Origin of the sequence: Actinoplanes hulinensis, assembly GCF_019429605.1 — a bacterium.
GTDB lineage: Bacteria > Actinomycetota > Actinomycetes > Mycobacteriales > Micromonosporaceae > Actinoplanes > Actinoplanes campanulatus.
The window spans coordinates 40,731-54,563 of sequence record NZ_JAHXZI010000007.1 but is presented as its reverse complement, the minus strand read 5'-3'; the positions used below and the strand labels follow the sequence as shown (position 1 = coordinate 54,563).

Genomic DNA, 13,833 nt, shown 5'->3' with positions numbered 1-13,833 from the left:
TCCCGGAGTTAGCTTCCAGACATGCGGCTCGGCGTACTGGATGTCGGATCGAACACCGTGCATCTCCTCGTCGTGGACGCCCACCGGGGCGGCCATCCCGACCCCATGCGGTCCGAGAAGACGCAACTACGGCTCGCGGAACAGGTCGAGGCGGGACGACTGACCGACACCGGCGCCGGCCGGCTGGTGCGCGCCGTGGCACGGGCAAGAGCGACCGCGACGATCGCGGGATGCGAGGAGCTGCTCGCCTTCGCGACCTCCGCGCTGCGCGAGGCGGACAACTCGGCGGCCGTTCTGGCCCGGGTACGGGCCGAGACCGGCGTCGACCTCAAGGTGCTGTCCGGCGAGGACGAGGCACGCTACACCTTCCTCGCCGTCCGCCGGTGGTACGGCTGGTCCGCCGGACGGCTCCTGGTGCTCGACATCGGCGGCGGATCCCTGGAGCTGGCGGTCGGCCGTGACGAGGACCCCGACGTGGCGCTGTCACTGCCCCTCGGCGCCGGGCGCCTCACCCGGCAGCGGCTGCCCGGCGACCCGCCCGCCCGCGGTGACGTCAGCCGGATGGCGTCGCCCGACCTGGCCGACCTGGACGGCGTGAGCCCCGGCCGCGCCCATCAGCTCGTGGCCGGCGCATTGGTGGCCGGGGCCGCGATGCGGGCACTGGAGATCAATGACCTGCAGATCTGCCCCTGGGCGTTGCGTGAAGGGGTGATCCTGCACCGGCTGGACACCCTCGGTGTGCCGACCCCGTCCCACCGGCGGTGGCGCCTCACCGACCAGCAGCCGCGACCGGTACTGAAGATCATGGATGGCCTACGTTGACGGGGCCGTCGATACTCTAAGGATGGATGTGAATACGGGGGGCGATTTCGCCGGCGGTCCCGCGCACGTCGTCGTCGAGCTGACCGCGGCCGAGGCCGCGAACGGTGCGACGAAGGCGGTCGCGGCATCCCCGGACGGTCAGCCCGCAATGATCTATTTTCCGCCGGGCGCCACGGACGGCGTGATGCTGAACGTCGACCTGCCCTGGGTCGACCCGGCCACCGGCACAGCCTCCACACGAACCGTGCCCGTGCTCATCCGGGTGCTTCCCGCCGGCGCCTTCCCCGGGTACGGTCAGCCGCCCGGCCCCGGCTTCCCGCCAGGTGGTCCGCCGCCCGGCTTCCCGCCGGGTGGTCCGCCGCCCGGCTTCGCCGCTCCCGCCCGGCCGCGGTTCAGCACACGGACCCGGATCCTCGCCGTCGCCGCGGGAACGGTCCTGCTCAGCGGCGTCCTCCTGGCACCCGGAGTCTTCGGCGCGAGCGACACCGAGACCACCAGCGGCACCACCACGACCTCCACCACCACCGCGACCCTGCCGACCGAGGAAGCCGCCGCCGCGGCGGCGCCGCCGCTCGATCCGGTCGCCTTCCAGGCCTCACTGGACGCCGCCGACAAGGAACTGGCCGCGGGCGTCAACGCCCTGCGGGCGGCCACCACGCCCCGCGCGGTGGCCAGCGCCGCCGATGCCCTGGCCGAGAAGGTCCGTACCCAGGAATCCACGCTGTCCGCGCTGACGGCGCCGGCTGCGGCCAGTGCCGCGCACGGCGACCTCGTCTCCGCGCTCTCCGCACTGGCGGACGAGCTGTCCTCGGTGTCCGGAGCCGCGGAAGGCCGCAGCGTCTGCACCGGCGGCTCCGCCGCCGCCGCGCTCGGCCGCGCCGATGCCGCAGCCGGCCTCAGGGCCGCGACCGCCGCGCTCGCCGCCTCCGACCCGGCCGCGAAGTACCGATTCGGCTCGTTCGTGCCCGCCGTGACGAAGGATCAGATCCGCCGCAAGCCCAACGCGACCTACCTGACCCGCGTCACCGGTGGCAGCGGCCAACTCAAAATCGACAACGGCGACGCGGTGGACACCGTGGTCAAACTGGTGAAGGTGGGCTCGAAGAAGCCGACCGTCGCCGTCTACATCCGGGGCAACAAGAAGGTCACGACCGGCCGCATCAAAGACGGCACCTACCAGGTCTTCCTGGCCAGCGGCGTGGACTGGGACGGCAAACGCTTCACCCGCGAATGCGCGTTCAGCAAATTCGACGACAGCCTCAAGTTCACCACCACCTCCCGCCAGTACACGATCTGGGAGCTCAGCCTCAAAGAGGTCTTAGGCGGCAACGCCTCCTCGTCCGACGTCGACCCCGACGAGTTCCCGGGCTGACCCCTTGAACCGTCGGCGAGTGCCCGTACCCGTGAAAGCCGTTGGTGTAGGTCCTCATTAGAAATGGCGGTTTCTCATCGATCTGGCGGCCTACTTGGCGGTTTCGCCAAGTCGCTGAGAAGTGGCGGCGAGTCGAAGGGAGTGGATATTGCCTTCTGTAAATGATCGGGCAATGTCTACTGCTTTCGAGAAGCGCCTCGCTTCTGTCGGGGTCAGGTACAGGTCAGCTGGTGGTGACTACGTCGATACCGTGCTGGGTCGGGCGCAGCTGCCAGAGCTGCAGTCGGCTCGGCCGGTACGGGAGTTCCGCTGGTACAAGGGTCGCACGTTCTACTCCGGTTGGTACTGGTCGGCCACGACCGGGGCACACGTGATCTACGAGAGCCGGCTGGAGCTGGCTCGGATTCTGCTGGCGGATTTCGACCCTGCCGTCAGCGGAATCGTTGCCCAACCCTTCCAGATACGAGAATCGGTCGGTGAGAAGGTTCGCCGCCATGTTCCGGATCTGCTGCTGAGCCACAGTGATGGGGCCGTCACGGTGGTGGACGTAAAACCGGCCCGCCGGATGACCGATCCACTGGTACGGGAAGTCTTCGATTGGACCAGCGAGCTGGTCAGGATGCGCGGTTGGCGGTTCGAGCAGTGGTCAGGCGCTGATCCGATCGAGCTCGCGAACGTTCGATTCTTGGCCGGTTACCGGCGTCCGTTCACGGTCGCCGCTGAACTCTGCGCGCCTGTTCTGGAGCTGGTGGACGGACAGCTGAGCATCGGTGGTGTCGAGAACGCCGCAGCGGAGATCGCCGTACCGGAGATGGTGCGGCCGGTGCTGCTGTATTTGCTGTGGTGCGGCCGGTTGGCGACGGATTTGTCGTTGCCTCTGAGCGCCGGATCGCCGATCTGGCGGGTGATGAAGCCGTGAACGACAACGTGATCGATCTGCGTGTCGGCACCCAGTTGCTGTTCGACGGCGACGTGGTGACGATCGTGGAACTCGACGGCGGCGCTGTGACTGTGCGGCTGGAACGCACCGGCCATTTCAACGCCCTGACCCTCGGCCGCCTGGTAGCCGGCTGCACGTCGATCGAGCCGCCCCACGAGCCGCTCGCCGCGGGCAGTATCGGAACCACCTTGGCCAGCTTGACCAGGGCACAACAGGAGCAGGTTGCCGAGCGCGTCGAACACGTCCGGCAGGTGCTCAACGCCGAGGGTCCGCTGCGCGACAGGATCAAGGCCAAAGCTGCCGAACTCGGCATGGGTGTTCGCACGTTGCAACGTTGGGTGGCCGCCTATCGCCGTGACGGCGCAGCCGGGCTGGTCGATACCCGGGTCATCCGCGGCCGCGGCAGCAGAGTCGATCCTCGCTGGGATGACGCGGTCCGCGCCGTGATGGCCGAGAAGATCAACGACTCGACACCGAGCCGCTCGGCGTTGCTGGCCCGCGCAGCGGCGCTGCTGGTGCAGCGGCACGGTCCGGGAGTCGTTGCTGAGCCGTCGGACGCGACCGCCTACCGGCGCCTGAAGGAGCTGGCCAAGGGGACAAACGCCGTGTCGGGCAGCGCGAAGGGCCGTCGATCGATCGCCGATCGACCGCAAGGCACTTTCGGCCGGCTGCGGGCAGTGCGGCCGGGGGAGTACCTGATCCTGGACACCCAGGACCTGGACGTGTTCGCGATGGAACCGGTGACCTGCCGGTGGGTCCGCGCCCAGTTGACCGTCGCGCAGGACCTGTTCACCCGGTGCATCGTCGGGATGCGTGTCACCGCGGTGTCGACCAAAGCGGTCGACGTCGCCGGGGTGCTTTACGAGGCTGTCGCCGGCCGGCCGGCTCCGGCGTCATGGCCAGTGGACGCGACCTGGCCCTATCACGGCGTCCCGGCCATGGTGCTCTTCGATGAGACGGAGGCGACGACCGCGCCGGTCTGCGCACCCGAAACGCTGGTGGTCGACCACGGCAAGGTGTTCCTGTCCGCACACGTGCTGGCGGTCTGCACCCGACTCGGCATCTCGATCCAGCCGGCGCAGCCACACAAACCCACCGACAAGCCCACCGTCGAGCGGTTCTTCCGAACGCTACGCGAGGGCCTCATTCAGCACCTGCCCGCCTACAAGGGCCCGGACCTCTACTCGCGCGGCGAGCGTGTCGAGCAGGAGGCGTTCCTGTTCCTGCACGAGCTTGAGGACGTGATCCGTGAGTGGATCGCCACGGTCTATCACCGGGCGAAGCACGACGGCCTGGCGATCGCACAGTGGCCACAGTTGAAGCTGTCTCCGGCGGAGATGTTCGTGATCGGGGTCGGCAAGGCGGGATGGCTGCGTGTCCCCGCGACGCCGCAGCTGGCGCTGGACTTTCTTCCCGTGGTCGCCCGCACGATCCAGAACTACGGGGTCGAGGTCAACGGGCTGCGTTACAACGGTTCGGCCCTCGACGGCTACCGCAACGCCCGCAGCGACTACGGCGGCACTCTGGCCGGCAAGTGGCCGATCCGGGTCGACTCGGACGACGTCCGCCAGGTCTGGTTCCAGGACCCCGATGACCAGCGTTGGCACCACCTCGACTGGGAACATCGTCCGCTGCTGGACACCCCGTTGTCGGCCGAGGCTGCCCTGCATGCCCGGCGTCTGGCTGTCGCCGGCATCGACGCTTTCGACGCAGGCGGCGCCCTCATGCAGCTTCTGCAGCGCTGGGAGGCCGGGCTGGTCGCCGATCGGCGCGAACGGCGCATCGCCGTGCGGCAGTCGGCCGAGTACGCCGCCCTGCCCGCGATCGCGTCGCAGACGCCTGCCTTGCCGTCGGCGCCGGTCGCCGAGTTGACCGCCGCCGAGGGCGACGACGACGAAGGCGACCTGGACGAGGGGTTCTACGACGACGCATTCGAGGTGCTGGCGTGACCGGCGGCGCGCTCTACACCCTGTCACGCAAGGAAGGCTGGCGGCGCTGGGCCGACGCACCCAGCCGCGAGCGTCCTGAGCCGTTGACCCCGCGGCAACTCGCCGTTCTGGGCCAGGACGCCAAAGCCGACTACGACGATGCCCGCCATGACTGGCACGCCAACTTCGGCACGATCAATACCCCGCAGCTTGCGGCGATCCACGAGGAACTCGACCAGATCGTCGCGACCAATCGCCAAGATCCGGATCGGGTGCGGGGGGCCGCGGTGATCGACGCGCTGCCCGGGCTGGGCAAGACCACCATCGCCAACACGTTCGCCCGCGACTACGACCGCACCCAGCGCCGCAGGCACGGGGAACGCACGGACGACGGCCACGAACGACTGCCAGTGTTTCGGGTCGGGCTGACCTCGCGGACGACGCTGCGCACGCTCAACCGGATGATCTGCGAGTTCTACGGCCATCCCGGCACCGACCGGGCCAGCGCAGCACAACTGGCGACCTTCGCCGTCGACTGCGTGCTCTCCTGCCACACCAGGATCGGCATCATCGACGACCTGCACTTCATCGACCCGAACCGACGTGACGGCGTCGACGTCTCCAACCACTTGAAATGGCTGGCAAACGAACTGCCCGTCACGTTCATCTACGCCGGCGTCGGCCTGGCCGACCGCCGGCTGTTCGCCGAAGGACTCACCGGCGACAGCGCGATCATGGCGCAGATCGCCCGCCGCTGGACCCGTCTGGAACTCCCGCCGTTCCAGATCGGGGACGCCACTGGCCGGCGCCGCTGGCGCAGCCTGCTCAAGGCCACCGAGCGGCAACTCGTGCTCGCCAAAGCACACCCGGGGATGCTCGCCGGCCTCGACGACTACCTGTTCGCCCGCACGACCGGCCACATCGGCTCGTTCATCACCCTGATTACCCGAGGCTGCTACAAGGCCATCCGCACCGGCGCGGAAGTCCTCACCGAATCCCTGCTGGACACCGTCCGCATCGACGAAGCCTCCGAAACCGCCCGCCACCAACTCCAGGCAGCGATCACGGCCGACCGCAGGCCGCGCCGCCAGGCCACGACGGAATCGAGGTGAACACCATGCAGATTCCGCGCACCCTGCCGCTGCGGGCCGACCCGGCCCCCGGCGAGGCTCTCGACTCGTGGCTGATGCGGTTGGCGCACCGCAACGGCATGCCACTGCGGTGGCTCACCACAGCCCTGGGCTTCGGCGACCGGCTATGGGTCTGGCACAACTACGACCTGACCTGGAAACTGCCGCCCAGCCTGCTGCGGCGCATCGAGGCGCAAGCCGGCCTTCCGTCCACGGCCCTCGACGCGACCGTGCTCGACCAGTTCAACGACCTCGGTTGGAAACCGCTCGTCGGCTCGCGTTTCTGCCCGGGCTGTCTGAACGAGTCCGCTGGCCGGTGGCCGATTCGCTGGCAACTGCCCTACACGTTCGCCTGCCTGATCCACCGCAGTTTGCTCGCGGTGCTCTGCCCGACATGCCAGCGCGTCCCACGCAACAGCATCTCCGAACGCTCCGGGATCGCACCGCCGACACACTGCACCCACGGCCGGACTCGTCACGGCCCGGCCTGCGACAGCGACCTACTTTCCCATCCCATGCAACCGTTGGATCCGGCCGACCCGCGGCTGACCGCCCAGATCTGGATCAATATCCGGCTCGACCGCTTCGACGACGCCGCGGTGACTGATCTGCGTGACCTCAACGCGCTCGCCGTCTGGTTCCTGCACCGCATCGATCCGAACGAGCTGGAATATCTCGGCAGCGCAACCGTCTCTGCGTTGAACGCTCACCGCGACGGCCTGCACGGCATCAAACGTCATTCGCCTACCGCTGCGGTGATCGCCGCCGCCATGGCCTGCCAAGCCATCGACGTGATCACCGCCGACGAGGGCCAACGCCTCCCACGGATCACGCCGCTGCTGCGCGACGTCTATACCACCTACCGCACCGGACAGGCCCCCGCCGCACGCGGGCCGATGATCCTGTCCCACCAGCGCCTATCCGGTTTGTCCGAACACCTGCGCCACAGCATCCTGACGTCGGCCGACGGCCACCTGCCCGTCAGCGAACGGCTGCGCTACCGAACATGCACCACCACACCCCGCCTGCCGGAACCGGACTCCGGCACCGCAGCCGACCGGGCACGGCACCTCCCGCAATACCTTTGGCCCGACTGGCTCATCCGCTTTCTGCCCACGCGCGGCGCGCACGTCACCGAGGTCGCTATCGACATCACCAACGCGCTGCTCATCCCGGGCAACCCGGTCCGCAACCTCCGAGCCACCGACGAGCTCACCCCTTGGCGCAACGCCACCAGTCTTTTCCTCAGCGACTGCGCCAAGCAGCATCCCGACACGCTGGCCGCCATCTGCGCGCTGGCCGAGCACCTCGACGCGCACGGCAGCCCGATCGACTACCGTCGACGCCGATCCGTGTTCACCGACATTGCTCTCACCGCGGAGCAATGGCATGAGATCTGCTACCAGGCCAGCAGCGACCCCGGCAGAGCTGACCGTCTACTCAACGCCCGCCGCTACCTGTTCCAGCTGCTCACCGGCGCCGACCTCAACAATCCCCAACACCTACTCGCCTTCACCAGCAAGTCATCCAAGGCCGGACTGCAGAACTTCCACCGCCTTCTGAACAGCCCACTCCGCGAAGGCCTGCACCGCCACGGCATCGGACTGCTGCACGCAGCAGGCATCGACGAACCGCTCACCTGGAGCCCGCCCGCCACCTGCGTCGCCGGCCTCATCCTGCCCGGCCGCGACCCCGACGACATCGACCTATCCACAGCCCAGCACCTCCTCGACGTCGAGAACCTCAGCCCGACAGCCGTCGCCCGCCGACTCGGCGTCACCGTCGAGCACATCCGCTACATCCAGCACCGATTCGACCGGCCCCCGCCAACGCTTCCAAAAACGTCTCCGACCGCGGCCCGCCAGCTGCGGGAACGGGCCACCGCGGTGCTCACCCGCGCCTTCTTCAACCGGGAGTATCGCCAAGCCGGACGCACGCTGCGGAACATCGCAACGACCACCGGAATCGCCTACACGCTGGTCGCGCAGCACGCCCGCGCCCACGGCTTCCCGGTTAGCAACCGCAGCAAGAAGGAAGCCGCAACCCACGCGCGTCGCGTCACGAACAAGAAGCGTCCCCGCGTCACCCCCAAGCGCAAACGCGAGGCCAGGAAACGGAAGCCGATCATTGATCCCGCCTGGCTGCAGCAACAAGCCGGCACTCTGCAGCGCACCAACGGTGACATCGCCGCAGAACTCGCTCTCAGCCACCAAACCGTGCGCCGGCACCGCCAACACCTGGGCATCGCCGCTCGCCCAACAGGCTCCGCCGGTCACGTCGTCCAGACCCGACGTCACCCCGAACTGCCCGCCGACCTTCGACGCGCTGTCGAGGGCAAACGCAACGGCTGGCAGCGACTACGCCGCTTCCAAAATCTCGCCGCTCACCCAAGCGTCAACGCAGCCGCCAAAGCACTCGGCCTTCACACCCAGAACCTCTCCCACCAACTCGACCAACTCGAAGCCGACATCGGCCAGCCCCTCATCGAACGAACCAGCAGCCGCTATCGCGCCATGCAACTGACACAAGCCGGCCGCGACCTGCTCGAACAGCTCCGCCGGCCAAGCATCCGCCGACTCCTCGACCGCTACGCCCCGCCTCACAAAAGCTGGAAGGAGAACAAAACCGCTAAGTCCGATGCAGAACTCACATCACGCTCGGTCAGCCCCAACCAAACGGAAGACCGGACCTCTCACTCGCCGAGTCCACGGCGCCGAAGCTCAGAACGGATGTCCGCCGACGACGACCTCAGCCCGGCAATCGGCATGGAGAAGCGCAGTTGATCACCCTTGCGCTTACGCAACGGACGACGGCCACCGCGGTCAAGTCGCATCACCCGCGATTCGTCAGCGGAACCTACGACAACGTCGAGCTTCGCGACAGGCCACACCCACCGGACACGGGCACTGGTCACGGCCGCATAGGGCACCACGACCCCGTCGCGCCGCTCAGCAGCCAGATCGACCCAGTCGCCGCCGAACCTCAACCAGGCCGGGCGCGCGCGGGAGAACAGCAGGGAAAACATGGCGAAGGAGATTGTATAGATAGTCGCAAAACGGGCAGCGTGGGCGATGTCGAGGTTGCCTGGCCTGTCGCCGGGTGCCGGGAACAGCAGGGACACGAACTCCCACCCGACTACACCGACTACAGCCCCGAAGAGACCCATCGCGGTCGCCGCGACCATGTAACGCCACGGCGACCACCCGAACACCACATCACCCGGCACGGGGGGCGTCGCCGATCACCATGAGCTGATGATGGCAGCCGCTGCTGCGCCGATGCCAGACCGGATGGTCGACCTAACCGCCACGGCTCACGACGAGACGACCACGACCGCACGCCCAAGGTCATCAAGAAAGCGCCAGACCTATGAGAAGAACTGGCCGCCAAACGCCCGAGCCAACGACCTGGGCCCCCAGGTCAGCAACCAACACGACCGCCAGACCAGATGAGAACCCACACGTACCCGTGAAAGCCGTTGGCAGGTGGCGGTGAAACGCCTTCCTGCCAGCGGCCGGAACTCCGCGCGTGACGACTACCCCCGCACCCGTGGACATCGCCTTCTCGCTGCTGCGTGAGGGGCGTTTCGGTGACGCCGACAACGTGATGGCCCGCGAGGTTCAGGTCGCCACCGACGAGTACGGGCACGGCAGCCCCCAGTGGGCCTCGGCCCAGTGCGACCTCGGCAACGTGCTTCTCAACGCCGACCAGCTGGCCCGCGCTGTCGAGTGCTTCCGGCAGGCCGCGTTCCGCCACCGCATCACCGACCGGCGTTGAGCTCCGGTCATCGCCGTCGGCTCTCTGATTCGCCGACGGGCGGTGGTTGTGCTGGCACAGTCGGGTATTAGAACTGCCGGAATACTGTCTTTCTCGGCTGCGGCCGCTGAGGACTGCTTTCGACTCAGCACATCGTGGAACATCCGGGCCAGCACTACGAGATCCTCTCCGTACCGCTGGCTGGCTCGACAAGGCCATTGACAGCTGACCGTTGCGCGCTCAACATCGGCATTCACGCCCTCAGCGCGTTAATTTGCCTGCGTTCAGGCAGTCATGGTGCTCCAGTCCTGCCTCGCTGCCCACTGCGCGAAGGTCGTTGTGCTCAGGCCGTAGGCGGCGGCGTGATGGGGGCGTGCGGGGTAGCCGACACGGTCGTTGAAGACGTCGCCGAACGCTGCGGATGTTCCGAAGCGCTGCGTCGCCTCTTCCAGGGAGATGAAGTCGATAGTGATCTCGCGGCCGGTGACCTGGGAGAGGATTTCGGCCATCTGCGGGTAGGTCAGCGCATCGCCGGCCATCTCGATTTCGGCTTCGTGGAACCTGTCGGGCTCGGCGACTGCGGCGGCGACAGCGGCACCGAGGTCGTCGGCGCAGATGAGCGCCAGCTCGGTCTGCGGATTCATGGCGGTGACCAGCTTGCCTTTCGGCAGGTCGGGGGCCATGTAGTCCCGCCGGGGCGGGAGGAAGTTCTCCATGTACCAGGCGGGCTTGAAGATGGTCCAGCGCGGCAGCCCTGAGCGTCGGATCACGTCCTCGGTTTCCTCCTTCTGGTTCCAGTACTCCTTCATCACCGGGTCGGTCACCTCGATGTCCGGGTGCTGGGTGCGCCACCCGGTCGCCGACACCGACGTGTGCAGCAGCTGAGTGATGCCGGCGCTCTGGGCGGCGGTGACGATGTTGCCGGCCTGGCGGATCTCGGCGGGATCGGCCGGGTCGATACCGGCCAGTTGCACGGAGAAGACCGCGTCGTGTCCGGCGCTGGCCGCCTTCAGGGAGGCGACGTCCTCCAAGTCCCCGGTGGCCAGGACAGCACCCTGGGCGGCCAGGGCCTGGGCAGGGGCCGAGGAGGGGTCGCGCACGAACGCGGTGACGGGGTGTCCCGCGCGCAGGAGCGCGTGGGCGACGGCGCCGCCCTGCATTCCGGTTGCACCGGTGACCAGCACCTTGGCCTTGTGGTCAGTTGTCATGGCAAGCCTTGCTTTCGCTAGAACGCGTTCTCTGATGTGAAGGGCCGGCGCAGCATCGCCGAGCCGGCCAGGTCTGATCTGGCGGGGCGCTGGCGTCTTGGCTCAGAACACCAGCACGGGCCGGCCCCGCACCCCGCCCTCTTCGATGAGCCGGTGCGCTTCGGTGACCTGCTCGATCGGGTAGGTTCCCGCGACGCGCAGCGTGAGGGCACCGGACTCGGCCTGGTCGCGTAGCCGCGTCAGAGCCGCGGTGTCGCGGATGCGGTCGAAGACGAGGACGGGGAACCAGCTCACACCGCGGTCGGTGGTGCCGGTGAACCCCTTGAAGGTCGCGATCCCGCCGCCGTCGCGTACCGCCGCGGCCACCGCCTCGCCCACCGAGCCGCCGTCGATGACCCCGTCCGCGCCGTCGGGGCGCAGCTCGCGGACCCCGTCGGGGAACCCGTTGCCGCGCGGGAGCACGTGATCAGCGCCCAGGCTCGTGACGAGGTCACGGTCCTTGTCCGCGGCGTCGGCGATGACGGTCAGCCCGGCCGCCTTGGCCAACTGCACGGCGTAACCACCGATCCCGCCGGCGGCACCGGTCACCGCCACCGTCGCTCCCGGGGCCAGGGCCAATGCGTCCAGGCCCATCTGCGCGGTCAGCGCGGCCATCAGCAAGGTCGAGGCCGCCGTCAGGTCGACTCCCTTCGGCGCGAGGACCACCTGTTCCGCCGGTACGACCACGTACTGCGCCTGTCCGCCCAGGTCCAGCTTCGGCTCCGTGAGCGCGATCACCTCGGCGCCGAGGGTCAACTCCGGACGTGTTCCTTGCCCGACCTCATCGATCGTGCCGGCGATCTCCCAGCCCACGACGTACACGTCCGACGGCGGGTTCGTCTCCGGGCTGTACTTGGCGGAGAGCCCGGTGCGGATGTTGACGTCGGCGGGGTGGACGGCGGCGGCGGCCACCGTGATCCGCACCTGTCCTGGTCCCGCGTGCGGTTCGGGCAGCTCCAGCACCCGCATGACCTCGCGGCCGCCGAACTCGGTGAAACCTACGGCCTTCACAGCGCCACCTCACTATCGCCGTCGTGCATCTCAACCCGAGACGATGATGTTCCGGGTTGCTTCCGACGTTAGCAGCCTAGATAAACTAAAGACAAGACGGTCCCAGTTCGTGAGGAGAGCCCCCATGCCCCACCCCGATGCGCAGCTGCGGAGGCCCCCCGGCGTCTCCGGACCGCCCCGCGACCCCGCCCGGGACGCCAAGATCCTGCAAGCGGCGACCGAGTTGCTCGCCGAGGGCGGCTACCCGGCCCTGACCATGGATAAAGCCGCGGCACGAGCCGGGGTGGGCAAGGCGACCGTGTACCGGCGCTGGCAATCGCGCGCGGAACTCGCCGCGGAAGCCCTCAGCCACGCGGGACTCACCGACGACGTCGCGCCGGTCCACATCGGCAGTGGGCGCCTGCGCGATGAGCTTTTCGCCACCCTGGTCAGCATCACGGGCGGCCAGGACACCTCCCGGGTCGACCTGGTCTCGGCCCTACTCGACACGGCCCGCCAGGAACCGGAGCTGTGCAGCCTGGTCCGGGTGCGCTACGTCGACTCCCTGCACCAGGCTCTCGCAGGCGTGCTGGACCACGCGATGCAGCGTGGCGACCTGCCCCCTCGACAGAGCCACCCGCAGGGCGGACACGCGATCGCGGTCTCCGCCGCCATCGCCCTTCTCGTCCACTGGGGAGTCGTCCACGATCGCCCCATCAATGACGACGACATCGCACAGATCGTCGACGGCGTCCTCATGCCCCTGCTCCGATAACCTCAGCACCGCGCCGTGCCAAGATCGGAGCCCAAGCTCTCGTTCAAATGAGACCGCTACGCGCGCGCTCAGAATCAAGGGCGGTTCTGGCGGCGCAGGCGTGCCAGTCTCCTGCGGCCGCGCGTTGCCAGTCCACGGCGCTGCTGATGTCAATGCCCAGGCAGCGTGCGAGCAGACCGGCGGGTAGGTCGACGGCGAGCTGGAACAGGGCGGCGGTGCGGGCGGCCTGGGTGGACATGCCCAGTGCCGCCAAGCGCTTGCGGAGCATGTATGCGCTGATCGGCTGGCTCCACGGCCGACCAGGAATTCCCGAGGGTTCCGGTAGTTTGTGGTTTCGTGAGGGATTTGACGCGTTTGGAAACGCCCCGGCTCGTGCTGCGCCACTGGACCGACGACGACCTGGATCCGATGGCCGCCATCAACGCGGACCCGGAGGTCATGCGCTGGATCCGCAACGGGCGGCCCCTCGACCGCGACGGCACCGCGGAACGTCTCGCCACCTGGCGCCGGCACTGGGACGAGCACGGGTTCGGCCTGTTCGCGCTTACCCTGCGCGACACCGGCGAGCTGGCCGGCTTCACCGGGCTGGCGGTGCCCACCTTCCTGCCGGAGATCCTGCCGAACGTGGAGATCGGCTGGCGCCTGGCCCGCAAGCACTGGGGCCGCGGTCTCGCCACCGAGGCCGCCCGGGCGGTGCTCGCGCACGCCCGCGACGACCTGGGCATGAAACACCTGGTCAGCATCCATCAGGCCGGCAACGAGGCGTCCGCCCGCGTCATGCTCAAGATCGGCATGCGCCTGGACCGGGAGACCCGCGACCCGGCCCTCGGCACACCGCTGCGCGTCTACGCCATCGACCTGACCGAGTAGGAG

The 13,833-nt window shown here is 68.4% G+C and carries 12 protein-coding genes and 1 pseudogene; 9 read left to right on the top strand and 4 right to left on the bottom strand.

Annotated elements, in window-relative coordinates:
* Positions 1-21: 21 nt before the first annotated feature.
* The 6 genes and pseudogenes from KZ829_RS14450 to KZ829_RS14425 all read left to right on the top strand — a co-directional run.
* Positions 22-735 (top strand): annotated as a pseudogene (locus tag KZ829_RS14450) (Ppx/GppA phosphatase family protein); the annotation flags it as partial.
* A 109-nt stretch (positions 736-844) separates the two neighbouring features.
* A complete protein-coding gene (locus KZ829_RS43955; protein ID WP_220144412.1) occupies positions 845-2,194 on the top strand; it encodes a hypothetical protein in 1,350 nt (449 codons plus the stop codon).
* Between the two features lie 172 nt (positions 2,195-2,366).
* Complete coding sequence (locus KZ829_RS14440) at positions 2,367-3,113, top strand: TnsA-like heteromeric transposase endonuclease subunit (protein WP_220144411.1); 747 nt, start codon at positions 2,367-2,369, stop codon at positions 3,111-3,113.
* Positions 3,110-5,083 (top strand): TnsB C-terminal domain-containing protein, encoded by a 1,974-nt coding sequence (locus tag KZ829_RS44485; RefSeq protein WP_220144410.1) that lies wholly within the window; start codon positions 3,110-3,112, stop codon positions 5,081-5,083. Before KZ829_RS14440 ends, KZ829_RS44485 begins: the two co-directional genes overlap by 4 nt.
* A complete protein-coding gene (locus KZ829_RS14430) occupies positions 5,080-6,174 on the top strand; it encodes a TniB family NTP-binding protein (protein WP_220144409.1) in 1,095 nt (364 codons plus the stop codon). Before KZ829_RS44485 ends, KZ829_RS14430 begins: the two co-directional genes overlap by 4 nt.
* A gap of 5 nt (positions 6,175-6,179) precedes the next feature.
* Entirely contained in the window at positions 6,180-8,975 is a 2,796-nt protein-coding gene (locus tag KZ829_RS14425) for a TniQ family protein (RefSeq protein WP_220144408.1), read from the top strand.
* Here KZ829_RS14425 and KZ829_RS14420 read toward each other — a convergent pair.
* Entirely contained in the window at positions 8,885-9,313 is a 429-nt protein-coding gene (locus KZ829_RS14420; RefSeq protein ID WP_220144407.1) for a hypothetical protein, read from the bottom strand. The genes KZ829_RS14425 and KZ829_RS14420 overlap by 91 nt on opposite strands.
* Positions 9,314-9,720: 407 nt before the next feature.
* On the opposite strand from KZ829_RS14420, the gene KZ829_RS14415 reads away from it, so the two are divergent.
* On the top strand, positions 9,721-9,969 hold the full coding sequence (locus tag KZ829_RS14415) for a tetratricopeptide repeat protein (RefSeq protein WP_220144406.1): 249 nt from the start codon (positions 9,721-9,723) through the stop codon (positions 9,967-9,969).
* Between the two features lie 263 nt (positions 9,970-10,232).
* On the opposite strand, the gene KZ829_RS14410 is transcribed toward KZ829_RS14415, so the two are convergent.
* Both KZ829_RS14410 and KZ829_RS14405 read right to left on the bottom strand, forming a co-directional pair.
* Positions 10,233-11,156 carry an NmrA family NAD(P)-binding protein gene (locus KZ829_RS14410; protein WP_220144405.1) on the bottom strand — a complete coding sequence of 308 codons (924 nt, stop codon included), beginning with the start codon at positions 11,154-11,156 and terminating at the stop codon, positions 10,233-10,235.
* A 102-nt stretch (positions 11,157-11,258) separates the two neighbouring features.
* Complete coding sequence (locus KZ829_RS14405) at positions 11,259-12,206, bottom strand: NADP-dependent oxidoreductase (protein WP_220144404.1); 948 nt, start codon at positions 12,204-12,206, stop codon at positions 11,259-11,261.
* Between the two features lie 124 nt (positions 12,207-12,330).
* On the opposite strand from KZ829_RS14405, the gene KZ829_RS14400 reads away from it, so the two are divergent.
* The gene (locus KZ829_RS14400; RefSeq protein WP_220144403.1) at positions 12,331-12,960 is read left to right on the top strand and encodes a TetR/AcrR family transcriptional regulator; all 630 of its coding nucleotides are present in this window, start codon (positions 12,331-12,333) and stop codon (positions 12,958-12,960) included.
* A gap of 43 nt (positions 12,961-13,003) precedes the next feature.
* On the opposite strand, the gene KZ829_RS14395 is transcribed toward KZ829_RS14400, so the two are convergent.
* Positions 13,004-13,228, bottom strand: a complete 225-nt coding sequence (locus tag KZ829_RS14395) for a hypothetical protein (protein ID WP_220144402.1) — start codon at positions 13,226-13,228, stop codon at positions 13,004-13,006.
* A gap of 77 nt (positions 13,229-13,305) precedes the next feature.
* Between KZ829_RS14395 and KZ829_RS14390 the strand changes: the two genes are divergently transcribed.
* Positions 13,306-13,830: a GNAT family N-acetyltransferase gene (locus tag KZ829_RS14390; protein WP_246635638.1), complete on the top strand. Its 525-nt coding sequence runs from the start codon at positions 13,306-13,308 to the stop codon at positions 13,828-13,830.
* Positions 13,831-13,833 lie beyond the last annotated feature (3 nt).